Origin of the sequence: Sphingomonas faeni, assembly GCF_003053745.1 — a bacterium.
Lineage (GTDB): Bacteria > Pseudomonadota > Alphaproteobacteria > Sphingomonadales > Sphingomonadaceae > Sphingomonas > Sphingomonas faeni.
Genome location: NZ_QAYE01000007.1, coordinates 228,781 through 252,755 on the forward strand (window position 1 = coordinate 228,781; position 23,975 = coordinate 252,755).

Genomic DNA, 23,975 nt, shown 5'->3' on the forward strand with positions numbered 1-23,975 from the left:
CCGTCCATCAATTGGTTGGCGGTGGTTAGGGGTTTTGGCGCGTTGCCCGAAGCCCACCCGTTCTCCTGCGAACGCGGGAGTCCAGGGTAACGGGCAGCGGTTTTAGTGATCCTGGGCTCCTGCGTTCGCAGGAGAACGGGCGGTGGCGGATCGCACTTGTGCGCGAGCCGCCCAGGCGCGAGAACGCGGCATGTTTTCGCGCTTATTACTCGCCGCCAGCGCCACAGCGCTTCTCGCCGCCACCCCGCTCCCGAAGAAGGGCGAGCCCGCCATCACCGCGCAGACGCAGCGGTCTGGTGGCGTACTGACGCCCGAGCAGACCGCGCTTCGGTTCGACAGCGCGGACCTGGCGTTCGAAGTGCTGCCCGAGACCGAGAGCCTGAACGGCGTGGCAACGCTCACTTTTACGGCGAAGGCCCCCCTCACCCGCCTGCCGATCGACCTCGACCGCAATTTGCCGGTCAGCGCGATCGCGATCGACGGCGTCCCGCTCGCGCCCTCGGCTTGGAGCAATCCCGAGGGTCGGCTGACGATCACGCTGCTCAAGCCGGTCGCGGCGGGCGGGAAGGTCACCGCGAAGATCAGCTATGGCGGTACGCCGCACGTCGCGGTGAAGGCGCCGTGGGACGACGGCATGGTCTGGTCGAAGACGCCCGACGGCCGCACCTGGTTCGCGACGACCGCGGAGGGCTATGGCTGCGACCTGTTCTGGCCGTGCCTCGATTTCCCGACCGGCGAGCCCGCGCTCGTGACGCTACACATCACCGTGCCGAAGGGCCTGAAGGCGCCATCGAACGGCGTGCTGCTCGGCGTCGATACGCTGGCGGACGGCCGGACGACCTGGAACTGGCGCGCCAAGCATCCCAACACCTACGGTATCGCGCTGAACGTCGGGCCGTATGAGGAGATCAGCGGCACCTACAAGAGCCGCTTCGGCAACAGCATCCCGATGTATTACTGGTATCTGCCGGGCGAGAAGGTGCAGGCGGAAAAGCTGTTCGCCGAGTTCGCGCCGACGCTCGATTTCTTCGAGAGCCTGATCGGCCCCTATCCGTTCGGCGACGAGAAGCTCGGCGTGGTCGAGACGCCGCACAAAGGCATGGAGCACCAGACGATCAACGCGTACGGCAACGAATACGCGAAGGCGCCGGAGGGGTTCGACTGGCTGTTCCAGCACGAGTTCGCGCATGAGTGGTTCGGCAACCAGCTGACCGCCGCCAACTGGGACGATTACTGGCTGCACGAGGGGTATGGAACCTACATGCAGCCGCTCTACGGCCAGTGGCGCGAGGGGCGTGCGCGGTACGCGACGATCATGCAGACCGAGCGCGCGTCGATCATGAACCTCAAGCCGATCACGCAGCAGCGCGTCACCACCGAAGAGGAGGTGTACGAACTCGACAAGGGCGGCGCAGGGCAGGACATCTACTACAAGGGCTCGTGGATGCTCCACACGCTGCGCACGTTGATCGGCGACAAGGCGTTTTTCGATGTTACGCGGCTGGCGGTGTATGGGCGCGCTGATCCGAAGCCGGGCAATTTCGCGCCGCGGTTCGGGTCGACGAAGGAATATGAGGGGCTCGTCTGGAAGGTGACGGGGAAGGACTATGCCTGGTTCTTCGACGTATATCTCCGGCAGGCGGCTTTGCCCGAACTGGTCGAGACGCGGACGGGAAATACGCTGGCTTTGGCCTGGAAGGTGCCAGGTAATGGCCCGTTCCCGCTGCCGGTGCAGGTGCAGATCGACGGCAAGACGCGGACCTTGCCGATGACTGGGGGGAAGGCGAGCTTGTCGGTCCCGGCGGGCGCGCATGTCGTGATCGACCCGGACGCTCTGGTCCTGCGGCGTAGTGTGGCACTGGAAGACGTCGCCGCCTGGAAAGCCGCGCAAGCTGCGAAGGCCAAGCCCCAATGACCTCTCCACCGTTCCCCCGCGAAGGCGGGGGCCCAGGGTCCCAGGATACGACGCTCGTAGCTCCTGTACTCCTGCGTGCGCAGGAGAACATCTGGGCGTCTCGCGCGGCGGAGATGGCGGCGATCTTCATGGTCGGCGACGGGTTGATCGGCCTTCTCCAACCCCGCCGCCACGTCGATCTCTGGAAGGACGATGCGCTTGGCACCGAGAAACTGGTGAAGCCGTTCGTCGACCGTCCCGGCCGCCGTCGCCTCTACGCCCTCGTGCAGATCGTCGCCGGTCTCGCCTTGGCTGCGCGCCAGAAGCGATGACCCCGTCGCGGTGGCCCCTGCTGGCGCTGGCCCTCGCCGGCTGTGGTCAGAGCCCCGACGCCAGCACGACTAGTCAGATCGCCAGCGGCGAACGCGTCTTCCGCCGCTGCACCGCCTGCCACACGATCGGGCAATATGCGGGCGATACCGATGGGCCGAACCTCTACGGCGTTACGGGCGGCCCGATCGGCGAGCGGCGCCCGCGCTTCTCCTACACTGCCGGGTTAAAGTCGCTTGGCGGCAACTGGGATGCCAAGCGCATGGACGCCTGGCTCACCAACCCTCGCAAGATGGTGCCCGGCACGACCATGGCATTCGCCGGCCTTCCCGACCCGAAGGACCGCGCCGACGTCATCGCCTACCTATCGACGCAGGGCCCCTGAGTTTACGGCACCACCGTCGTGAACAGATAGGCGGCGAAGATCACGAGGTGGACGACACCCTGCAACACCGTCGTCCGGCCAGTGCCGAGCGAGAGCGTGGCGACGAACAGCGAGAGCGCGAGAAGCGTCATGCTCTTCGCATCGATGCCGAGCGCGATCGGCAGGTCGAGCACCAGCGACACGATCGCCACGCTCGGGATCGTCAGCCCGATCGTCGCCAGCGCGGAGCCGAGCGCGAGGTTGAGGCTGGTCTGCAACCGGTTGCGCCGCGCCGACTTGTACGCGGCCAGGCTCTCGGGTGCGAGCACCAGCGCTGCGATCACCACGCCGACCACCGTCAGCGGCAGGCCGGCACCGAGCACCGCGGCCTCGATCGTCGGCGACAGGGTCTTCGCAAGCAGCACCACCGATACCAGCGCCACCAGCAGCGCAGCGAAGGCGATACCCGTGGCGCGGCCCGATGGCGGCGCAGCGTGATCGTCCTTGTCGTCGGTCGATGGCAGGAAATAATCGCGGTGGCGCACCGTCTGCACCAGCACGAACGTCCCGTAGAGGATCAACGATACGACCGCGACGAAGATCAGCTGCGACGACGCGTAGGTCGGGCCCTGTGTCGACGAGGTATAGTTCGGCAGGATCAGCGACAGCACTGCCATCGCCGCGAGCACGCCGAGCGCGGCAGTCATGCCCTTCAGCGTGAACCGCTGCTCATGATGCCGCACCGCGCCCGCGAGCAGGCAGATTCCGATGATGAAATTGAGGATGATCATGATCGCCGCGAACACCGTGTCGCGCGCGAGCGTGGTGGCGTCGCCAGCGTTCGATAGCATCAACGATACGATCAGCGACACCTCGATCACGGTGACCGCGATCGCGAGGACGAGCGTGCCGAACGGTTCGCCGACCTTATGCGCGATGACCTCGGCGTGATGGACGGCGGCGAGCACGCTGCCGATCAACACGATCACGGCGGCGGCGGTGCCGAGCGAGCCCATCTTCGCGAGCCCGACAAGGACGGCGAGCAGTCCCAGGCCCGGCGCGATCAGCGTCCAGATCGGCAGTGCCAGGCGGTCCGGCATCGTCTCCACCACGTGTTCGTTCGGTCGGTCGGCCACTTCGATCGTCATGCATGCTCCCTCGTTCCACTTGGATAACGAATGCGCGAGGGCCGATAAGGGTCCGAGTCGGGGCGATTGCGGAGCGGTAAGGATCGGCTAGGTTGCGGCGATGTTGGCTTGCGATCTCCGCGAAACGCTCGTCATGACCGCCGATGCGATGTGGGATGCTCAAGACCCGTGGTGGGTCATTTCCAGCGCGGCGGTGGCGCTTCACGGGGTGACGCCGATCGAGGTCGACGATGTCGATGTGTTGATGAGCGTGGTGGATGCTGGGCGACTGATGGACAGGCTTGGCGTCGTACCGATCGAGGATGGAGCGAGTGCGATGTTCCGGTCGACGCTGTTCGGGCGGTGGGAGGCACCGCCGTTGGTCGTCGAGATCATGGCGGGGTTTCATGTTGCGACGGGCTCAGGCTGGACGGAGGTGCTGCCACGAACGCGCGTGCCGGTTTTTGTGGATGAGCGCGTGGTTTATGTGCCTGACCGTGCTGAACTGGCCGAGATACTTAGGCTGTTCGGACGTCCAAAGGACTTGGAGCGGGCTCGGCTTTTGACCTGAGGACCGTAGTGGCGGCGCCGGCCACACGCGGGTACCGACGTCGTCGCCGCGAACCCTACAATGTCCCCCAAGATAGAAGGAACGCCAATGTAGTGAGTGAAGACGGGGCATATCGCCCGTTCTCTCTGGGTCAGGTCACATCCTGCCGTTCCCCCGCGAAAGCGGGGGTCCAGGAGTCACGATCGCTACAGCCTGGTACCCTGGACCCCCGCCTTCGCGGGGGAACAGTCAGAAGAGCAGCCCGCGCTCTGCCCCAAAACGAAAAAGGGCGCCGATCACTCGACGCCCTTTCCCGTATCTCAAACCCGTTCCGCTTTAAGCAGCGTCGCCGGTCTTCTTTTTCTCGGCATAGACGCGGATCGGTTCCTTACGGCCTTCGATCACGTCCTTGTCGATCATCACCTCGTCGACGCCGTCCATGCCGGGCAGGTCGAACATCGTGTCGAGCAGGATGCTCTCCAGGATCGAGCGCAGCCCGCGGGCGCCGGTCTTGCGTTCGATGCCCTTCTTGGCGACCGACACAAGCGCGTCGTCGGTAAAGCCGAGCGCGACGTCCTCCATCTCGAACAGCTTCTGGTACTGCTTGACCAGCGCGTTCTTCGGCTCCTTCAGGATCTTCACCAGCGCGTCGACATCGAGATCCTCAAGCGTCGCAATCACCGGCAGACGGCCGACAAACTCGGGGATCAGACCGAACTTCAGCAGATCCTCGGGCTCGACCGACTTCAGCGTCTCGCCCGTCTTGCGCTCGTCCGGCCCGGCGACATACGCGCCGAAACCGATCGACTTGCCCTGCAGACGATCGCCGATGATCTTCTCAAGACCCGAGAACGCACCGCCGCAGATGAACAGGATGTTGGTCGTATCCACCTGCAGGAATTCCTGCTGCGGATGCTTACGCCCACCCTGCGGAGGAACGCTGGCAGTCGTGCCTTCCATCAGCTTGAGCAACGCCTGCTGCACGCCCTCGCCCGACACGTCGCGCGTGATCGAGGGGTTCTCGGCCTTGCGCGAGATCTTGTCGATCTCGTCGATATAGACGATCCCGCGCTGCGCCCGCTCGACGTTGTAGTCGGACGCCTGGAGCAGCTTGAGGATGATGTTCTCGACATCCTCACCGACGTAACCCGCTTCGGTGAGCGTCGTCGCATCGGCCATCGTGAACGGCACGTCGAGGATGCGGGCGAGCGTCTGCGCGAGCAGCGTCTTGCCGCAACCGGTCGGCCCGACCAGCAGGATGTTCGACTTGGACAGCTCGACATCGGCACCCTTGGCGCCGTGGTTGAGCCGCTTGTAGTGATTGTGCACCGCCACCGACAGCACGCGCTTGGCGCGCTTCTGGCCGATCACGTAATCGTCAAGGACGTCGCAGATCTCCTGCGGAGTCGGCACGCCGCCGTCCTTCTTGGACACCAGCGCAGACTTCGTCTCCTCACGGATGATGTCGTTGCATAGCTCGACGCACTCGTCGCAAATGAAGACCGTCGGCCCGGCGATCAATTTGCGGACCTCGTGCTGCGACTTCCCGCAGAACGAGCAATAGAGGGTGCTCTTCGAGTCGCCACCGCTCAGCTTCGTCATTCAATCACCTCTCGCGCATGTCGGTGCACGTGCCGTTTCCGGGGCCGCTACCGTAACGCACCCCGGAGTTCCTACAATCAAATAAACCGGCGGGATTTACGATTCGCCCCATGCCAGTGTCGGTTAGGCGGGTTTCGCACCATCCTCGGATACCGCCGGGCGCTTGTCGAACACCTCGTCGATCAGCCCGAAATCCTTCGCTTCGTTCGCTTCGAGGAACGTATCGCGGTCCATCCGGCGCTCGATCTCTTCGATCGGCTGGCCGGTATACTGCGAATACAGTTCGTTCATGCGCTTGCGGATACGCAGGATCTCACGCGCCTGAATCTCGATGTCGCTGGCCATGCCCTGTGCACCACCCGATGGCTGATGGATCATGATGCGTGCGTTGGTCATCGCGACGCGCATGCCGGGCTCGCCGCTCGCGAGCAGGAAGCTGCCCATTGACGCTGCCTGGCCGATGCATACGGTGCCGACGCGCGGGCGAATGTACCGCATCGTGTCGTGGATCGCCATGCCCGCCGTAACGACGCCGCCCGGCGAGTTGATATACATGAAAATGTCCTTCTTCGGGTTCTCGGACTCGAGGAAGAGCAGCTGTGCGGTGATCAGCGAGGCCATGCCGTCCTCGACGCCACCTGTCACGAAGATGATGCGCTCGCGGAGCAGGCGCGAGAAGATGTCGAACGAACGCTCGCCGCGGTTCGACTGCTCGATGACGATGGGAACCAGGCCTGCTTGCGTCTGCTGCAGGCCGAGCCCGGCGCTGGCCAACGGGCTCGCGAAATCGCCGGTCTCGAACGGATTGTGCATGGAAATCTCTCTTATGCCCCAGTGAACCGCTAACATCGGCGGTCCGGGAGGGGAGTTCAAGCCCTCCCTGCCCTCGCCTCGGGGACTGCTTGCCCTCGCCCCTCCGGGAGAGGGAGAGGCCCGCCCGCGCTTGCGGGTGGGAGGGTGAGGGGACGTTGACGAATCCCAACCACCCCTCTCCCTCCCGTCGCCGAGTGGCTCCTCCTTCCCTCTCCCCGGAGGGGCGAGGGAGTCAGATGCCTGGGGCGGGGTAGGCTAGGTATGCCAGGCGGCGGACTTCGCGACGGCCGCGAACGACCGTGTCGAGGATCAGGCCGGTGAAGACGTTGAGCGCGGCGAAGATGCCGAGGCCGGTGATCAGGATCGCGGTCGGGAAGCGCGGGACCTGGTGGATCTCGATGTACGTCAGCACCAGCGGGATGCCGAGAATCAGCGCGAGCAGGCCGAACACGCTGCCGATCGCGCCGAAGAACCAAAGCGGGCGCTCGATCCGGTAAAGCGTCATGATCGTGCGGAGGATGCGCCAGCCGTCGCCGTAGGTGCTGAGCTTCGATTCGGAGCCTTCGGGGCGTGCGTAATAGGGCGTCTCGACCTCGCCGATCGGCATCTTGAGTTCGAGCGCGTGGACGCTGATCTCGGTCTCGATCTCGAACCCGGCCGAGAGCGACGGAAAGCTCTTCACGAACCGGCGCGAGAAGACGCGGTACCCAGAGAGGATGTCGGTGAAGCTGCGGCCGAACAGGCGGGCGAGCATACCGGTAAGCAGCGCGTTGCCGAACCGATGCCCGCGGCGGTAGCTTTCCTGGACCTGGCTGATGCGTGAGCCGACCACCATGTCGAGCTGCTCGTCGAGAACGCGCGCGACCAGATTCGGGGCGGAGGCAGCGTCGTAGGTCGCGTCGCCGTCGGCCATGACGTAGATGTCGGCGTCGATGTCGGCGAACATGCGACGGACGACCGCGCCCTTGCCCTGGATGCGCTCGGTCCGGACGACGGCTCCGGCGGCGCGCGCAACCTCGATCGTGCGGTCGGCGCTGTTGTTGTCGTAGACGTAGATGGTGGCGCCGGGCAGCGCATTGCGGAACCCGGCGATCGTCTGCGCGATTGCGGCGTCCTCGTTGTAGCACGGGAGCAGGACGGCGATTCTCGGTTCGGTCATGCGCTGTCCTGCGAAGTTGATAGACGGTATCGGAGGTCGAGCAGCAGGCAAAACGTCAGTCACCGAACCATCCCAAAACGCACTTCCCCGGCGGAGGCCGGGACCCAGTTGGGGAAGGTCCATAACGGAGCTTTGCGCGCCGTTACAGCTACCTTTCCAACTGGGCCCCGGCCTCCGCCGGGGAGGTGACCCTATTATGGGTTGAGTGCCTCAACTTTGAGGCACTCAGATAGTTTTACGCCTCGGTCTTGGTCGGAGCCTTCTTCGCGCGCGGCTTCTTCGCCGGTGCGTCGGCGGCTTCGGTGCCCTCTGCATTCTCGGCAGCAACCGGCGACGATTCCGTCACGGCGGTCTCTGCTTCGACCGGAGCCGCCTTCTTCTTGGCAGGCGCCTTCTTCACGAGCTTGGCCTCTTCCGTCGCGTCCGAAGCATGAGCCTCGTCCGTCACGGCTTCGTCCGAAGCAGCGGCGTCGTCGGCAGGTGCCGCCTTCTTCTTGGCCGCAGCCTTCTTCTTCGGCTTGTGGTTGTCGTGATCATGCGTGTGCGTACCGCTGGCGAACCCGTCCTCGCTCTCGATCGCAGCCTCAAGCTCTTCACGCGTCGCTTCGCGGTCGGTGATCTCGGCCTTCTCGAACAGGAAGTCGACGACCTTGTCCTCGTACAGCGGTGCGCGCAGCTGGGCGGCCGCCATCGGCTCCTGCTGGACGTACTGCATGAACTGCTGGCGCTGCTCGGCAGGATACTGCTGCGCGGCCTGTGCGAGCAGACGCTGCATTTCCTGGTTCGAAACCTCGACGCCGTTCGCCTGGCCGATCTCGGACAGGAGCAGGCCCAGGCGCACGCGACGCTCGGCGATCTTGCGGTAATCGTCGCGCTCGCCTTCCATCTCGGCCATCGCAGCCTCGGGATCGGCCTCGTGCGTGGCTTCGTGCTGGAGCTGCGACCAGATCTGGTTGAACTCGGCTTCGACCATCGACGGCGGAACCTCGAAGTCATGACCCTCGGCGAGCTGGTCGAGCAGCTTGCGCTTCATGTGCGTGCGCGTGAGCCCGTTATGCTCCTGCTCGATCTGACCCTTCAACAGCCCCGTGAGCTGCTCGAGGTTCTCGAGACCCAGCGACTTCGCCAGATCCTCGTCGATCTTGCTCTCGCCCGCGGTCTTCACCGACTTGACGGTGATGTCGAACGTCGCGGGCTGGCCTGCGAGCGACTTCTCCTGATACTCCTCGGGGAAGGTCACGTTCAGGACCTTGTCGTCGCCGGTCTTCACGCCGACGAGCTGATCCTCGAAGCCGGGGATGAGACGACCCGAACCGAGCTCGACGCCCATGTCGGTGCCGGTACCGCCCTCGAACGCGACGCCGTCGGCGGTCTTGCCGACGAAATCGACGGTGACGAGATCGCCCATCGCCGCGACGTAATCGTCAGCCGCGTCGTCCCACTTCTTCTGCTGGTCGGCGAACTTCTGGAGCTGCTCGGTGACCGCCTCATCGGCGACGGGCACGGTCAGGCGCTCGAGCTTCAGGCCGTCGATCGCGGGTGCGGGGACCTGCGGGAGGACCTCCATCTCGACCTTGACCACGGCGTCCTTGCCGAGGTCATAGCCCTCTTCGAGCTCGACCGAAGGCTGCATCGCGGGGCGAAGCTGCTTCTCGGCAACGAGCGTCTGGACGCTCTCCTGGATCGCCGCGTTCAGCGCGTCCTGCGTCAGCGCCGGGCCGTGCATCTTGCGGATGAGGTTCGCCGGTACCTTGCCCGGACGGAAGCCCGGCATCTTCATCTGCGGCGCGAGGCGCTTCAGCTCGACATCGACCTTGGCATCGATATCCTTCGCGGTGATGGTGAGCGTAAAGGCGCGCTTGAGGCCCTCGTTCAACGTCTCGACAGTCTGCATGTCCGGCCTTTGTCTAAAAGAGCATTCAGGATAATTCTTCGGGCGGTCGCCTCGCCTGCGCGGCGGGCTGGTGCGGGCGAAGGGACTCGAACCCCCACATCTTGCGATACTTGGACCTAAACCAAGCGCGTCTACCAGTTCCGCCACGCCCGCACAGGACATCGCCGTAGCGGGCGCGTCTATACCAACGTTGCATGCGGGGGCAAGCAGATAGGCAACTCCCGGTGATTACGGGCGTTGAACACCCCGAAGGAGAGACATCATGGCTACCCAACCCCCGGCAGAATTTCCGACGCCGTCATCGCCCGTCGAGCCGACCGCGCCGCCGCCCGAGTTCAATCCGCCCGCGCCGGATATCGACGTGCCTGCGCCGGGAACGCCGTCGAACGATCCCGCACCCGTCCAGCCGGAGTTTTGAGCATGAGTGATCCCCATTCCGGCACGAACCCCGAAACGCTCCCCGAGGACCGTGACGAGGACATTCGCAGCGACATCGAACAGGCGGTGGAGTCGCGCTCCGACGCGGTCGAGCGCGGCGAAGGCGGCGACGAGCCCGAGACGTTCACGGATACCGGCATGCCCGATGGCGTCGGTGGCACCGGCGGCGTCGTGAAGAACCAGGACGGCGACGCGCAGTAAGCTTGCGTCAGCAACCATACAGGCGGGGGTGGCTATCTATAGGACGCCATCCTCGCCAATCAGGACCCGATAATCTCCACGATCCCCACCTTTGCCGAGCACCAGAGCCTCTATATTGCGCTCGGGCTCGCCGTATTGCTGCTGATCCTGGCGCAGCGCATCCCCATCATCCGCACGCTCGTCAATCTGGCGATGACGCTTGTCCTCGTCGGACTGCTGTTCGTCGCGATCGACCAGCGGCGTCAGTTCGACCCCTATGTCGGCAAGATCGCGCGGTTTCTGAAGATCGAGGACCAGCAAGTGGTCGGCGGCGAGGTTCGTATCCGTATGTCGCCGGATGGGCACGTCTGGGCGCGCGCGACGATCGACGGGGTGAGCCAGCGGCTGCTGATCGACAGCGGCGCGACGATCACCGCTATTTCGGAGAAGACTGCGGAGGCTGCTGGGGTTGAGGCGCGCGTTGGCGTGGTGCCGATCGTGTTGCAGACTGCCAATGGGTCTATCGCGGCGAAGACAGGGACGATTGCCTCGCTGCGGCTCGGCGCGATCATCGCGCGGGATTTGCAGGTGGTGGTGTCGCCGGCGTTTGGCGAGACGAACGTGCTGGGGATGAACTTCCTGTCCCGGCTGGCGTCCTGGCGGGTGGAAGAGAACACCCTGATCCTCGTGCCGCATCATCCGCAGAAGGTGGACGCGTAAGGCCGCCTCCGTACACAACCACCCCGGCGAAGGCCGGGGCCCAATTGGGAAGGTTGCAGTAACGGAGCGCTGCCCTCAGTCAGCAACGTCCCCCAATTGGGCCCCGGCCTTCGCCGGGGTAGTGATTGGGAAGATGGCTCCCCTTCTGTTCCCTCGCGAACGCGGGGGCCCAGGAATCAAGCAGCGCTGCACTCAGTTACCCTGGGCTCCCGCCTTCGCGGGAGAACAGGCAGGGCGGGAGATCGGTCAGGTTGCTCAGTGATAGCTTACGAAGCCACCGACTCCCCAAGCATCCCCTTCAGAACCTCGTTCACGACAGCAGGGTTAGCCTTCCCCCCCATCGCCTTCATCGTCTGCCCAACAAAGAACCCGAACAACTTGTCCTTGCCGCCTCGGTAATCCGCAACCTTGTCCGCGTTCGCCGCCATAACCTCGGCGATCACGGCCTCGATCGCCCCGGTATCGCTGGTCTGCTTCAACCCGCGATCCTCGACGACCTTCGCCGCGCCGTCGCCAGTCTCAAGCATCACCTCGAACACCTGCTTGGCAAGGCTGCCCGACAGCGTGCCGTCCGCGATCAGCCCCAGCAATTCCGCCGCCTGCGCAGGCGACACCGGCGAGTTCTCGATGTCCTTCCCCGTCCGGTTCAGCGCGCCGAATAGCTCCGACGTCGTCCAGTTCGCCGCCGCCGCCGGCTTCACGCCCGCATCGAGCAACGCATCGAACCACCGCGCCGCCTCGACCTCGGCGGTCAGCACCGTCGCCTGATACGGTGCAATCCCGAGCGCCTCGTACCGCGCGCGCTTCGCATCCGGAAGCTCAGGCAACGAAGCCCGACACTCGGCCAGGAACGCGTCGTCGAGCACCAGCGGCAACAGGTCCGGATCGGGAAAGTAGCGGTAATCATGCGCGTCTTCCTTCGACCGCATCGAACGCGTCTCGTTGCGGTCGGGATCGTAGAGCCGCGTTTCCTGCTGGATCTTGCCACCGGCCTCGAGCACCTCGACCTGACGCTTGGCCTCCTGCTCGACCACCGCCATCACGAAGCGCACCGAATTGACGTTTTTCGTCTCGGTCCGCGTGCCCAGTTCGTCGCCGGGCTTGCGCACGCTGACGTTGACGTCGGCGCGCATCGAGCCCTCTTCCATATTGCCGTCGCACGACCCGACATAGCGCAGGATCGATCGCAACTTCCGGAGGTAAGCGCCTGTTTCGGCTGGCGAAGCGAGATCGGGCTTCGACACGATCTCCATCAGCGCGACGCCCGACCGGTTGAGATCGACATACGACTGCGTTGGATGCTGGTCGTGCATGAGCTTGCCCGCATCCTGCTCGACATGGATGCGCTCGACGCCGATCCGCTTGCCCGCGGCATCCGGATTCTTCTCGTCGAGGCTGATATCGATCGCGCCCTCACCGACGATCGGATGATAGAGTTGGCTGATCTGATAGCCCTGCGGCAGGTCGGCGTAGAAATAGTTCTTCCGGTCGAACCGCGACCATTTGTTGATCTGCGCCTCGATCGCCATACCCGTGCGGACCGCCTGGCGGATACACTCGCGGTTCGGCACCGGCAGCATCCCCGGCATCGCCGCGTCGACCAGCGACACCTGCGTGTTGGGCTCCGCGCCGAACGCGGTCGCCGCGCCCGAGAAAAGCTTGGCGTTCGACGTCACCTGCGCGTGCACTTCGAGGCCGACCACGACCTCCCACTCGCCGGTTTCGCCCTGGATACGATAGTCGCTCATGTTACCACCAAGCCTCTGGTCGCGCGGTAAATCCTGCTCGCTGTTCGATCGCGAGCCCTGCGTTCAGCACGCCTTGTTCGTCGAGCGGCTTGCCGATGATCTGCAGTCCGAGCGGCAGCCCCTGCTTGTCGAGACCACCCGGCACCGACATCGCCGGCAGCCCTGCCAGCGACGACGGCACGGTGAAGACGTCGTTCAAGTACATCGCGATCGGATCGGCCGACTTCTCGCCGAGCGCAAACGCCGCCGACGGTGCGGTCGGCGTCAGCAGGACGTCGCACGTCTCCCAGGCCCGTTCGAAATCGCGCGCGATCAGCGTCCGGACCTTCTGCGCCTGCGTGTAATACGCGTCGTAGAAACCGGCCGACAGCACGTACGTGCCGATCATGATGCGGCGCTTCACCTCGGGGCCGAAGCCGTCGGCGCGGGTCGCTGCGTACATGTCCTGCAAGCCAGCGCCGGTCGGCAGGTCGCGGATGCCGTAGCGAACGCCGTCATAGCGCGCGAGGTTCGACGACGCCTCGGCGGGCGCGATGATGTAATAGGCGGGCAGCGCGTATTTGGTGTGCGGGAGCGAAACCTCGACGATCGTCGCGCCGGCATCCTTCATCCAATCGATGCCCTGCTGCCAGAGCGCCTCGATCTCCTCGGGCATCCCGTCGACGCGGTACTCCTTGGGAATACCGACGCGCAGGCCGTTGAGATTGCCCGACAATCCCGCTTCCCACTTGGGTACGTCGAGCTGCAAAGAGGTACCGTCCTTCGCGTCGAACCCGACCATCGCCTCGAGCAGGATCGCGCAATCCTTGACGTCGCGCGCCATCGGCCCGGCCTGGTCGAGCGAAGAGGCGAACGCGATCGTTCCCCAGCGCGAGCAGCGGCCATAGGTGGGCTTTATACCGCTGATCCCGGTGAAGGCGGCGGGCTGGCGGATTGAGCCGCCCGTGTCGGTGCCGGTCGCGCCGGGGCAGAGCCGCGCGGCGACCGCCGACGACGAACCGCCCGACGAGCCGCCTGGTGCCAGCGAGGCGTTGCCGCCATCGTTGCGCTTCCACGGCGAGATCACGTTGCCGAACGCCGAGGTCTCGTTCGACGAGCCCATCGCGAACTGGTCCATGTTCAGCTTGCCGAGCATCCCCGCGCCCGCATCCCACAAATTCTGCGAGACGGTCGACTCGTAGGTCGGCGTGAAGCCTTCGAGGATATGGCTCGCCGCGGTGGTCGTGACGCCCTTCGTGCAGAACAGGTCCTTCATGCCGATCGGCACGCCGGCCAGCGGCTTGAGCGTCTCGCCGGCTTCGCGCGCGGTATCGGCGGCGGTGGCGGCGGCGATCGCGTGTTCGGGCGTCTCGACAAGAAACGCGTTCAACGCCTTGGCCTGGCTAACCTTTACGATGAACGCATCGGCGACTTCGCGCGCCTTGAAGGAGCCGTCGCGGACGCCGTCGCGGATGCCCGCGATCCCGAGATCTGTGAGGTCGGTCATTATTCGATTACCTTGGGCACGGCGAAGAACCCGTGTTCGGCCACGGGCGCATTGGCGAGGACCTGCTCGCGAATGCCGCCGCCGGTCAGCGGGTCGGCGTTGACGACGTCGTCGCGCAGCCGCAGCGTGTTGGGGATGACGGCGGTCATCGGCTCGATACCGGTCGTGTCGACCTCTTCGAGCATCTCGATCCAGCCAAGGATGTTTCCGAGTTCCGGCGCCATGCGGGCGGCGTCCTCGTCGGTGATCGCGATGCGCGCAAGGCTCGCGATCCGCTTCACAGTTGCAGTATCTACGGACATGGGCTGCGGCTAGCACCGCGTGGCGCGAGCGCGCAACACCCTTCTAGCTCCCTGCCCCCTTCTGGTTCCCCCGCGGAGGCGGGGGCCCAGGATTACAAACGATACCGCCCGAGATCCTGGGCCCCCGCCTCCGCGGGGGAACAGGCCACTTTCCGGCCGCCGGCGTTTTCCTCTACAATCAGGCGCCCGTTGCAACCTTCCCCAGCTTCCGGCACGGGAGCCGGACCGCCTGCACGGAAGGTCCCGCTTGGCCCGCAAGTTTCTCTATTTCGTCGCCGCGATGATCGTTCTCGCGATCGCCGCCCTGCTCGCCTACCGCTTGTTCGGCACGCAGTTGATGCGCGCGGTGATGGTGCCGAGCGAGAATTTCCAGGCGCAACGCGAAGCCCCGCGCAATATATATGCGCGGAAAATCATGTGGCTCGCGCGCCCCGATGCGCCGGGTAATCCGGCGCTCTGGACGCCGCCCGGCTACACGCCCGGCGAGCCCGGCACGGGCGCGGCGATCTTCTTCATCCACCCGACCTCGTACATCAACCGCGACCATTGGAACGCGCCGATCGACGATCCCGAGACCAACGCGCGAGCGGAACTGTTCCTGCGCGGCCAGGCGAGCGCGTTCAACGAGTCCGGCGACATCTGGGCGCCACGCTATCGCCAGGCGACGTTCGGTGCATTCCTGACCAGCGTCGCCGACAGTGAACGCGCACTGGCGCTCGCTTACGGCGATGTGTCTGCGGCGTTCGATCGGTTCCTCAAGGAAGCCGGCCCGACCCGGCCGATCATCCTCGCCGGGCATAGCCAGGGCGCGCTCCACCTCACCCGCCTGCTACGCGACCGCGTTGCGAACGACCCGAAGCTGAAGGCGCGGATCGTCGCGGCGTATGTCGTCGGCTGGCCCGTCTCGCGCGCGACCGACCTGCCGCGCATGGGCCTCCCCGAATGCCGCGCCGCCGACCAGACCGGCTGCATCCTGTCGTGGGAAAGCTTTGCCGAGCCCGCCGACCCTTCGCTGATCGTCGATGCCTATGACCAGACCACCGGCTTCAACGGCCAGCCGCGCAAGGGCACCCCAATGGTCTGCACCAACCCGCTGACCGGCACCGCCGACGCCGCCGCGCTCGCCACGGCCAACCTCGGCACGCTCGTCCCCTCGGCCGATCTTAAGACCGCGACGATCGCCGCCGGCAGTGTCCCCGCGCGGTGTGCCGACCGCGGCTTCCTGCTGATCGGCGAGCCACCGAGCCTCGGCCCGTACGTGCTGCCCGGCAACAATTACCACGTCTACGACTACAGCCTGTTCTGGGCGAATATCCGCGCCGACGCCAACCGCCGCCTGAAGGCCTTCAAATGATCACGCTCTCCGCCGCGCAGTTCCGCGACGCGCTCCCGAACGGCGGCCGGCTGATCGGCCTCGACGTCGGCACCAAGACGATCGGCACCGCGCTCTGCGACGCCGGCTGGTCGTTCGCGAGCCCCGCGCTCCTGATCCGTCGGACAAAGTTCCAGAAGGACAAGGCCGCACTTGCCGAGATCATCAAGGCGCAGGCGGTCGTCGGGCTCGTCATCGGCCTGCCGATCAACCTCGACGGCAGCGAAAGCCCGCGGTCGCAGTCGACTCGGGCGTTCGCGCAGAACCTCAAGGACATGGGGCTGCCGATCCTGCTCCAGGACGAGCGCTGGTCGACCGTCGCCGTCACCCGAACGCTGATCGAACAGGACGCCAGCCGCGCCAAACGCGCCGAACTCGTCGACAAAATGGCCGCCGCCTATATCCTCCAGGGTGCGATCGACGCACTGGTGACGGCGCAGATCTAGCGCGCCACCCGATAGAGGGTGGACTGGCCGTCGGTCCAGATGACGCGCAGGTCGGTGGCCTTTGCAGCCCCTGGCGGGAAGCCAATCGTCCAGACGTGCGTGAACGCGGCGCGGGGAAAACGCGCGATCGCCTTGGCGAAATTGGAGCCGACGGTCGAACAGATCGACGGAAAGACGCTCTGGGTCGGGTCCCCGGTATAGGGTGCGGCGATCGCGTAGCGGATGTGCAGCGATTGCTGTCCTTCGATCGCCCATTGCTCGTTGGTGAATATGTCGCGTCGGACGATCGCGAGGGCTGGAAGGTGATTGCGCCGCAGGTCGTCCCATGCGCCTCCACAGGGCAACTCGACTAACGAGAGTACCGCAGCGCCGTGCGGGATGGCTGCGACAGCCGCAAGTTCGCGTTGTTGTTCGCTGGAGCGTTCGACAAAGCTCAGCGTCGTGCCTGCCAGGCGCAGGATCAGGAAGGCAGTGGCCATCACGGCCAGCGTGCGTGCCATTCGCAGATCGCGCGGCGCGATCGCGATCAATCCCAGCATCACCGCGGCAGGTGCCATCCGCATGTCGACATAGGCGCCCCCCATCAGCAAGCGTGGAAGGACGACGAACGCTGCGAGGCACAACAGCGCGGGGATGCCCAGCAGCGGCGAGAACCCGAGGCGAGCACTCCGCATTCCGGCATACAGCACGGCGATCAACGGCAGCAGCGAGAGAAGATCGAACCATGGCCAGTGGTCGCGGAACAGCGAAACGAGCCATACCAGCTTCACCGGTGCGTCGAACCAGCCCTCGCCGCCAAGGCCGCCCGCCGCCGCGCCCGTCCCGGCCACAATAGACGCCAGCATGACGAGGAGCGGGACCGTCATCGACAGACACTGGATCGCCGCACCGACGAGCGCCGCCGGCCAGCCACGGCCTGCCGTGCGAAGCCGCGCGATGTCGGCGCCTGCTGCCATCAGCCCCAGCAGCCCCCAGCCGAAGCTGTGCGAAATCCATATTACACATGCGATGGGTACGAAGAGCAGCGCGCGTATGATCAGGCGATCCTGTCGCCCTAGCCGGATCCACAGCGCCAGTGCGCAGAACGCCAGCGCCTGAGACAGCGCGAAATTGACGAAGCCGAACTGGAACGGCCAGGCATAGGCGAGCGGCAACGCGAACGTCGCGGTCGGCGGTATGCGCCCATGCGCCTCGCGCGCGGCCCACAACAGTCCGGTGGCGGTCAGCATCGGGATCGCGATCACCGCCAGCTTGGTCGCGACCTCGAATGGGAACAGGTGCGACAACGCCGGTACGAGCAGGTCCATGCCCAGATTTGGGATCAGCGCCCAGTGATATGCGTAGTAGCGCTGGAGATCGGGCGAGGTCGGCAGCGCCATGGCGATATGCCAGCGCCCCATATGGCCGGGCAGGTCGCCGAGCGGGGGCAGCGCCGGCCACAACAGCGGCACAGCGGACAGCAGGACGAGCGCAACGGCGAACGCACGCGTTTCCCACCATCCGGCACCGTTCGCGTTCGCGTTCGTCATATCGTCCTGCACCCTCGCCCCCGTCTGCAAACGCCATCCCATGCCGGCGCTAAATTCCGGTTAACCATGCGGTTTGCGGCGACGTATCGCGCAGCGCTTGCCCCCTGCCCCCGCGGACACTATCCCGCGCTTTTAATGCGAACCTCAGATCACCGCCCCGCCGCCCTCATCGAAGGCGGCGCCGTATTCCCTCACCGGCATCTCACCGGCATCGACGGGCTCCAGCCACACGAGATCGCGTTCCTGCTCGACGAGGCGGAGACGTGGGTCGAGGCGAACCGGACGCACGCCACGCCGGACAAGCGGTTGGCCGGGCTTACTCAGATCAACGCGTTTTTCGAGAACAGCACGCGCACGCTTCTGTCGTTCGAGATCGCCGGCAAGCGGCTCGGCGCGGACGTCGTCAACATGCACGCCGCGCAGTCGAGCGTGAAGAAGGGCGAGACGCTGATCGACACGGCGATGACGTTGAACGCGATGCGCGCGGACGTGATCGTGATCCGGCATATGTCGAGCGGCGCGGTGCGGTTGATCGCGGACAAGGTCGATTGTCCGGTGCTGAACGCGGGCGATGGGCGACACGAGCATCCGACGCAGGCGTTGCTCGATGCGCTGACGATCCGGCGGCGGAAGGGCTCTATCGCGGGGCAGCGCGTCGTGATCTGTGGCGATCTGCTGCACAGCCGGGTCGCGCGGTCTAACATCCTGGCGCTGACCGCGCTTGCAGCCGAGGTGCGCGTTTGCGCGCCCTCGACGCTGATGCCGCCGATGATCGAGCGGATGGGGGTGACTGCGTTCACCGATTTCGACAAGGCGCTGGAGGGTGCGGACGTGGTGATGATGCTCCGGCTGCAGAACGAGCGGATGGATGGGGCTTATGTGCCGTCCACGCGTGAGTATCGGTTGCGTTACGGGCTGACGCTCGACCGGTTGGCGAAGGCGGCCCCTGATGCGCTGGTGATGCATCCCGGCCCGATGAACCGCGGCGTCGAGATCGACTCCGCGGTGGCGGATCATGCGCGATCGGCGATTACCGAGCAGGTCGAGATGGGGGTCGCCGTTCGGATGGCGTGCCTCGATGTGCTGACCAGGCGGGCACGCGGCGTGGAGGGTTGGGCATGATCCTCGCACTCACCAACGCGACGCTCGCCTGCCCCGTCGGCGGCGTGTCGAAGGGTAATGTGCTGGTCCGCGATGGCGTGATCGTCGCGACCGGGATCGTCGATATTCCGGCCGATGCAGACATCGTCGACTGCGGCGGCAAGACGGTCGCGCCGGGGATCGTCGATCTCGGCGTGGCGAAAGTCGATCGTGCGGCGTTTCGCGCAGGCGGGATCGTGCGGATCGGTCTCATGCCCGACCAGTCGCCCGTGCTGGACGATCCTGGCATCGTCCAGCGCGCCGCGTTGATCGGCAAGCCAGACCTCTGGATCCACCCGATCGCCGCCGCCACGCGGGGACTCGAAGGCCATGACCTTGCCGAGATGGCGATCTGTCTTTCGGCTGGCGCGAAGGCGGTGGGCACGGGCAAGCACTGGATCGCCGACAGCGGCGTGATGCGGCGCGTGCTGGCCTATGCGCGCGATCTCGACGTGACGGTGATCGCACATGCCGAGGACGGCGGACTGACCGCCGGCGCGGTCGCGACCGAGGGCGAGACGGCGACGCGGCTTGGCCTGCCTGCCGCACCGGCGGTGGCGGAGGCGCTGGCGATCGCGCGCGACCTGATGCTTGCCGAGGATACTGGGGCTCGGATCCATATTCGCCAGGTTACGACGGCGGCCGGGTTCGACCTGATCCGTGTGGCGAAGCGTCGTGGCGTCTCGGTGACCTGCGGGATCACGCCGGCGCATCTGCATCTGTCCGAGATCGCGGTCAGTGATTTCCGGTCGTTCGCGCTGCTATCGCCGCCTTTGCGTGCGGAGAGCGATCGTCGTGCGGCGCTCGAGGCCATCGCCGACGGCACGATCGACGTGCTGTGTTCGGGACATGAGCCGCGGGGGCCCGAGGAGAAGCGATTACCGTTTACCGATTCGAGCAGCGGGATGGCGGGGGCGGAGACGCTGTTGCCGCTCGCGCTGATGCTGGTGCGTGACGAACTCCTAACGCTGGAGCGGCTGTTCGCGCTGCTCGCCAGCAATCCGGCGCGGGTGCTGGGGCTGGATACGGGGACGCTGGAGGTCGGCAAGCCGGCCGACCTGATGCTGTTCGACCGGCTCGCGCCTTGGCAGATCGTCGGGGAGGCGTTCCTTGCCGAGGCAGGGAATACGCCGTTCGATGGCTTGCCGGTTCAGGGGCGGGTGTTGCGGTTGTGGAAGGGTGGGCGCGAGGTTCTGTAAGGGCGCACCACCCCGGCGGAGGCCGGGGCCCAATTGGCAAGGTCGGCGTAACGGATGCCCGCGCTCAGTTACAAACGTTCCCCAGTTGGGCCCCGGCCTTCGCCGGGGTGGCGTCTATCGAAGCGGGGGGACGAACAGGGCGGCAACGCCCGTTATCGCGACGCCATCTGCATGCCGGGCTTGCGCAACCATTGCGCCATGACGTCGCCCGCGCCTTGACGGACGAAGCAGGCGCCGCCCTTGGTCCGGTACTGGCGGCACATCGCATTCGCCGCCGACTTGCTGAACCCGCCGACCGAGAGGCGGTAGACATCCTCGCCCCGCGCCTTGAACGTCATGCCGTTCGGCGAATAGCTGGCGAGTACCGCGAACCGGCGTGCGGCGCGTGCCCAGCCGTCCCTTGCGACTCCCGCGCTCTCGAAGGCGCCGAGCTGGACGTACCAGTTGCCGGTCGCGGGTGCCTTTACCTGATACGCCGCGGTCGCCATGCCGCGACCCGATGACGTGGGTGCTGACGCGACCTTGATCGGGCCACCGGCCGGACGGAGCATCATCGTCGGCAACGCCTGGACGACCTCCTGCCGCGGTCCGAACGCAATTTTCGAGACGCCAGCCGCTGACACCGAAGCGATCTGCACAGGGGCGGCTTCGGTCGGCGCGACGACCGGATCCGCTGCAGCCAAGGCCTGTTCCGGAACACCCGGCGCTGGCGCGTTCAATGCCAGCGCGACCGGCTGTCCCGCATCCGCCACCGCGCGAACGCCGAGCAGGCTCGCCACCTGGTCGGATGCCTTGGCCGGTTGAGCGAACAGCGCCCATTGCTCCAGCCGGGCATCGACATCCGCCGGTGCCATGTCCGCCGCCGCGACCACGCGTGCCTCCTGCCAGCGTCCCGCCAGTGCGAAGCTGAGCGCGAGGTTCTGGCGTACTTTTGCATTCGAAGCTGGCGAACGGGCGGCTTCGGTCAGGACCGCGATCCCGCCCGCGGTGTCGCCCGCGAGCGACAGGGCAAGGCCACGATCGACCGCCGGGATGATCGCGGCGTTCGCCTCGAGGCTGTGGCGCGCCGACTGCCAGTCGCCGGTTGCGATCTGCGAGAGCGCGAGGTTGAGCGCTGCTCTGCCGTTGGTCGGCGACAGTTGCAGCGCGTCGGCGAACGCGTGCGAGGCCGAGGCGAACCGGCCGCCCTTGAGATAGCTCTGGCCGAGCAGCATGCGGTAGTCCGCCTGCTGCGGCATCAGTGCCACCGCACGCTCTGCATAGCCGATCGCGATGGGACCGTCGTTGCGCGCAAGTGCCGCCTGCGCCTGCCCCGCAGTGCCGACCGCGCCCTTTGTCGCGAGGGCCGCGTTGCGATCGCTGGCAGACGCGATGCCGCCCCCGTTCGCGGCACAGCCGACCATCGTACCCCCGAGCAGGAGGGCGGAGATGCCGCCGAGGAGGAGAGCGCGCGTGGTCATCGGGGCAATCCCTGTTTCATGGCAAACGCTAGACCGCACATAGTTCCCACTCCCGGTATTCGCATACGCAGTGCCATGTCGGTTTAAAGAAGCGGTTAACGCGACTTCATAATGACTTACCGACGCGCGATGTTGGGCATCGGGAACGGTCGCCCTTTGCCTTGCGCGACGAACGGCGGCATGGTGGCGGCGAGACGGTATGAGGGATGGCGATGACGGTTCGGCGTAAGCTTTTGGTGGGTGCGATCGCGTTGAGCGGAATGCTGGCCGCCGCCCCCGCGTTTGCCGATGTGAAGGCCGGCGTCGATGCCTGGGCGAAGGGCGATTATCCGCGTGCGATCACCGAGTGGCGCCCGCTGGCGGTCGCGGGCGATGCCGATGCGCAGTTCAACCTGGCGCAGGCGTACAAGCTGGGGCGCGGCGTGACGCTGGATCCGGTGCTGGCCGAGAGCTGGTTCCGGAAGGCGGCGATGCAAGGGCATGTGCAGGCCGCGGACAATTACGGGCTCGCGCTGTTCCAGGCCGGCAAGAAGACGGATGCGCTGCCTTGGCTGCAGAAGTCGGTCGCGCATGGTGAGCCGCGGGCGCAACTCGTGCTCGGAACGATGCTGTTCAACGGCGACGGCATACCGCGCGATTTCCCGCGGGCCTATGCGCTGATGACGCGGGCCTCGGCGTCGGGCTTGCAGTCGGCCTCGCAGACGCTCGCGCAGATGGACCAGTATATCTCGCCCACCGACCGCGAGAAGGGCACCGCGCTGGCGCAGCAATATGCGTTGCAGTCCCCGCCGCCGGGTCCTTCGCGTGCGACGGTCGGGCAAACGCCGGTGGCGCCGCCGCGTACCGCCAGCGTGCCTCGTCCGTCGAAGCTGCCGCCGAGTTCGCTTCCTGCGCGCATTCCCGGGCCGACCCGCGAACCGGCCCCGACGCGGGAACCGACGCCGACGCGTGAGCCGGCATCGGTCAGGCAGGCGCAGGTGAAGCCGCCCAAGCCTGCGCCGACGAAACCTGCTCCGGCAAAAGCTATAGCGGCCAAGCCCGCGCCGGTGCGTGCGACGGGCAATTGGCGCGTCCAGCTTGGCGCGTTCCGCGATCAGGGCAATGCCGAGACGCAGTGGAACAAGGTTCGCGGCAAGCTGCGCGGTGCACAGCCCTTCTACGCGAAGGCGGGCGGCGTCACGCGGCTCCAGGCGGGTGGCTTTGCGTCGAAGGCGGATGCTACGCGGGCTTGCTCGGCGTCTGGCGTGGCGTGTGTGATCGTCGCGCCCTGAGCGGATGAGCCCGGCCGCTACGATACTCATGACGAGGATGTGCGAATGTTCTTCCTGACCCTGGCGTTGCTGTCCGCGCCATCGACCTGCACCGAGATCAAGCAGCAGTGCCGCGCGTGTCCTACCGCGGGTAGCGTCAAAGGGTGTTCTACGGTCGGGATTGCGTGCCAGCCGACGCGTCGCATCTGCGAACCTGCCGTTCCTCCGAAGTCCGTCGCGCGGGCGGACCCGGTGGCTGACAAAAAGGCGCGCTGAGCGATCGTGCCTATGCCCGGCGAATGAGCGATCGGGTGCGGCAGGGATCAAATAGCCGGACCGGTCGTTTCGTTTCGACATCGACCGGGAGCTAGATGCATGATTTTGAAGACCTTGGCGCTGGCAGTTGCCGGCGCGACGCTGTTGGCCGCGTGTTCTGGTGAGCAGCCTGCGACGACTACGAGCAACGACGCGATGGTGGATAACGGGGTGTCGTTGCGTAACCTCGCCGAGACCGAAGTAGCGGTACCCAAGCCTGAGCAACTGACGGTGAAGGGGCGATTGATCCCGACCCCCTCCGATCCGACGTCACGCCACTTCCTGTTGCGTGAGCGGAAGGCGGCAAGCGGCACGATCATCGCGATCCTACGTCAGGAGCATGAGGGCAAGGTCGCCTATGCGCGCACCGAGACGGATTGCGGCAAGCGGCTGTTCCATGTGCTGGGCGTGGGTCCGAACCGAGCGCTCGTCGAGACCAACGTGGCGCATGATGGTCCGCTGCGGCCGATCAAGGGTTTGCCGTTGCGCGAGGAGCTTGCGAAGTACGTCTGCGAAGCGAGCGGCACGCCGCTGGCGAAGGGCTGACTCGACCCCTCTGATCCTCCCCCGCTAGGGGGAGGTGGCTGGCACTTGCCAGACGGAGGGGGAGGTAAGGGAAACCAGCGTTCCGCGTCCTCCCCCTCCGTCACCTTCGGT

At 65.9% G+C, this 23,975-nt stretch carries 24 protein-coding genes and 1 tRNA gene; 14 read left to right on the top strand and 11 right to left on the bottom strand.

Annotation, left to right across the window (positions count from 1 at the left end):
* Positions 1-190 precede the first annotated feature (190 nt).
* Genes C8J25_RS14130 through C8J25_RS14140 form a run of 3 tightly spaced genes read left to right on the top strand, consistent with a single transcriptional unit; the run spans position 191 to position 2,609 of the window.
* A complete protein-coding gene (locus C8J25_RS14130; RefSeq protein WP_107954959.1) occupies positions 191-1,915 on the top strand; it encodes a M1 family metallopeptidase in 1,725 nt (574 codons plus the stop codon).
* Entirely contained in the window at positions 1,912-2,226 is a 315-nt protein-coding gene (locus C8J25_RS21145) for a hypothetical protein (RefSeq protein ID WP_244187110.1), read from the top strand. Before C8J25_RS14130 ends, C8J25_RS21145 begins: the two co-directional genes overlap by 4 nt.
* Positions 2,223-2,609 carry a c-type cytochrome gene (locus C8J25_RS14140; protein WP_107954961.1) on the top strand — a complete coding sequence of 129 codons (387 nt, stop codon included), beginning with the start codon at positions 2,223-2,225 and terminating at the stop codon, positions 2,607-2,609. The genes C8J25_RS21145 and C8J25_RS14140 overlap by 4 nt, the downstream gene beginning before the upstream one ends.
* Before the next feature lie 2 nt (positions 2,610-2,611).
* Here the strand turns inward: C8J25_RS14140 and C8J25_RS14145 are convergent, their stop codons facing one another.
* The gene (locus tag C8J25_RS14145; RefSeq protein ID WP_107954962.1) at positions 2,612-3,736 is read right to left on the bottom strand and encodes a calcium:cation antiporter; all 1,125 of its coding nucleotides are present in this window, start codon (positions 3,734-3,736) and stop codon (positions 2,612-2,614) included.
* A 133-nt stretch (positions 3,737-3,869) separates the two neighbouring features.
* Here C8J25_RS14145 and C8J25_RS14150 point away from each other — a divergent pair, with 133 nt between their 5' ends.
* Entirely contained in the window at positions 3,870-4,286 is a 417-nt protein-coding gene (locus C8J25_RS14150; RefSeq protein WP_146173337.1) for a hypothetical protein, read from the top strand.
* A gap of 315 nt (positions 4,287-4,601) precedes the next feature.
* Here the strand turns inward: C8J25_RS14150 and clpX are convergent, their stop codons facing one another.
* From clpX to C8J25_RS14175, 5 genes are all read right to left on the bottom strand, one after another.
* A complete protein-coding gene (clpX, locus tag C8J25_RS14155) occupies positions 4,602-5,867 on the bottom strand; it encodes an ATP-dependent Clp protease ATP-binding subunit ClpX (RefSeq protein WP_056048170.1) in 1,266 nt (421 codons plus the stop codon).
* 123 nt (positions 5,868-5,990) lie between these two features.
* Positions 5,991-6,680 (bottom strand): ATP-dependent Clp protease proteolytic subunit, encoded by a 690-nt coding sequence (locus C8J25_RS14160; RefSeq protein WP_107954964.1) that lies wholly within the window; start codon positions 6,678-6,680, stop codon positions 5,991-5,993.
* Between the two features lie 232 nt (positions 6,681-6,912).
* Entirely contained in the window at positions 6,913-7,839 is a 927-nt protein-coding gene (locus C8J25_RS14165) for a glycosyltransferase family 2 protein (RefSeq protein WP_107954965.1), read from the bottom strand.
* A 235-nt stretch (positions 7,840-8,074) separates the two neighbouring features.
* Positions 8,075-9,733, bottom strand: coding sequence for a trigger factor (tig, locus tag C8J25_RS14170; protein ID WP_107954966.1), 1,659 nt, complete (start codon positions 9,731-9,733; stop codon positions 8,075-8,077).
* 68 nt (positions 9,734-9,801) lie between these two features.
* Positions 9,802-9,886, bottom strand: a tRNA-Leu gene (locus C8J25_RS14175).
* 109 nt (positions 9,887-9,995) lie between these two features.
* On the opposite strand from C8J25_RS14175, the gene C8J25_RS20775 reads away from it, so the two are divergent.
* The 3 genes from C8J25_RS20775 to C8J25_RS14185 all read left to right on the top strand — a co-directional run bounded on the left by C8J25_RS20775 (position 9,996) and on the right by C8J25_RS14185 (position 11,071).
* Positions 9,996-10,151, top strand: a complete 156-nt coding sequence (locus C8J25_RS20775; RefSeq protein ID WP_165899661.1) for a hypothetical protein — start codon at positions 9,996-9,998, stop codon at positions 10,149-10,151.
* Positions 10,152-10,153: 2 nt separating this feature from the next.
* Positions 10,154-10,372: a hypothetical protein gene (locus tag C8J25_RS14180; RefSeq protein WP_107954967.1), complete on the top strand. Its 219-nt coding sequence runs from the start codon at positions 10,154-10,156 to the stop codon at positions 10,370-10,372.
* 135 nt (positions 10,373-10,507) lie between these two features.
* Positions 10,508-11,071 (top strand): retropepsin-like aspartic protease family protein, encoded by a 564-nt coding sequence (locus tag C8J25_RS14185; RefSeq protein ID WP_244187112.1) that lies wholly within the window; start codon positions 10,508-10,510, stop codon positions 11,069-11,071.
* A 266-nt stretch (positions 11,072-11,337) separates the two neighbouring features.
* Here C8J25_RS14185 and gatB read toward each other — a convergent pair whose 3' ends face one another.
* From gatB to gatC, 3 genes are read right to left on the bottom strand one after another with little or no spacing between them, the layout of a single operon-like run.
* Entirely contained in the window at positions 11,338-12,819 is a 1,482-nt protein-coding gene (gene gatB / locus C8J25_RS14190) for an Asp-tRNA(Asn)/Glu-tRNA(Gln) amidotransferase subunit GatB (RefSeq protein ID WP_107954968.1), read from the bottom strand.
* Between the two features lies 1 nt (position 12,820).
* The gene (gene gatA / locus C8J25_RS14195; RefSeq protein WP_107954969.1) at positions 12,821-14,305 is read right to left on the bottom strand and encodes an Asp-tRNA(Asn)/Glu-tRNA(Gln) amidotransferase subunit GatA; all 1,485 of its coding nucleotides are present in this window, start codon (positions 14,303-14,305) and stop codon (positions 12,821-12,823) included.
* Positions 14,305-14,607 (bottom strand): Asp-tRNA(Asn)/Glu-tRNA(Gln) amidotransferase subunit GatC, encoded by a 303-nt coding sequence (gatC, locus tag C8J25_RS14200; protein ID WP_056048145.1) that lies wholly within the window; start codon positions 14,605-14,607, stop codon positions 14,305-14,307. Before gatC ends, gatA begins: the two co-directional genes overlap by 1 nt.
* Positions 14,608-14,854: 247 nt before the next feature.
* On the opposite strand from gatC, the gene C8J25_RS14205 reads away from it, so the two are divergent.
* Complete coding sequence (locus C8J25_RS14205; RefSeq protein WP_107954970.1) at positions 14,855-15,961, top strand: DUF3089 domain-containing protein; 1,107 nt, start codon at positions 14,855-14,857, stop codon at positions 15,959-15,961.
* Positions 15,958-16,425 (top strand): Holliday junction resolvase RuvX, encoded by a 468-nt coding sequence (gene ruvX / locus C8J25_RS14210; protein ID WP_060524389.1) that lies wholly within the window; start codon positions 15,958-15,960, stop codon positions 16,423-16,425. The genes C8J25_RS14205 and ruvX overlap by 4 nt, the downstream gene beginning before the upstream one ends.
* On the opposite strand, the gene C8J25_RS14215 is transcribed toward ruvX, so the two are convergent.
* Positions 16,422-17,954: a hypothetical protein gene (locus C8J25_RS14215; protein ID WP_146173338.1), complete on the bottom strand. Its 1,533-nt coding sequence runs from the start codon at positions 17,952-17,954 to the stop codon at positions 16,422-16,424. The two genes, ruvX and C8J25_RS14215, sit on opposite strands and share 4 nt — an antisense overlap.
* A 135-nt stretch (positions 17,955-18,089) precedes the next feature.
* Here C8J25_RS14215 and C8J25_RS14220 point away from each other — a divergent pair, with 135 nt between their 5' ends.
* A complete protein-coding gene (locus C8J25_RS14220; RefSeq protein WP_107954972.1) occupies positions 18,090-19,076 on the top strand; it encodes an aspartate carbamoyltransferase catalytic subunit in 987 nt (328 codons plus the stop codon).
* Complete coding sequence (locus tag C8J25_RS14225; protein WP_107954973.1) at positions 19,073-20,293, top strand: dihydroorotase; 1,221 nt, start codon at positions 19,073-19,075, stop codon at positions 20,291-20,293. The genes C8J25_RS14220 and C8J25_RS14225 overlap by 4 nt, the downstream gene beginning before the upstream one ends.
* 152 nt (positions 20,294-20,445) lie before the next feature.
* Here C8J25_RS14225 and C8J25_RS14230 read toward each other — a convergent pair whose 3' ends face one another.
* Entirely contained in the window at positions 20,446-21,753 is a 1,308-nt protein-coding gene (locus C8J25_RS14230) for an SPOR domain-containing protein (protein ID WP_107954974.1), read from the bottom strand.
* Between the two features lie 212 nt (positions 21,754-21,965).
* On the opposite strand from C8J25_RS14230, the gene C8J25_RS14235 reads away from it, so the two are divergent.
* The 3 genes from C8J25_RS14235 (at position 21,966) to C8J25_RS14240 (ending at position 23,864) form a co-directional block, all read left to right on the top strand.
* Positions 21,966-23,024 carry an SPOR domain-containing protein gene (locus C8J25_RS14235; protein ID WP_244187113.1) on the top strand — a complete coding sequence of 353 codons (1,059 nt, stop codon included), beginning with the start codon at positions 21,966-21,968 and terminating at the stop codon, positions 23,022-23,024.
* 45 nt (positions 23,025-23,069) lie between these two features.
* Positions 23,070-23,279, top strand: coding sequence for a hypothetical protein (locus C8J25_RS20300; RefSeq protein ID WP_146173339.1), 210 nt, complete (start codon positions 23,070-23,072; stop codon positions 23,277-23,279).
* A 99-nt stretch (positions 23,280-23,378) separates the two neighbouring features.
* On the top strand, positions 23,379-23,864 hold the full coding sequence (locus tag C8J25_RS14240; protein ID WP_107954976.1) for a hypothetical protein: 486 nt from the start codon (positions 23,379-23,381) through the stop codon (positions 23,862-23,864).
* Positions 23,865-23,975 lie beyond the last annotated feature (111 nt).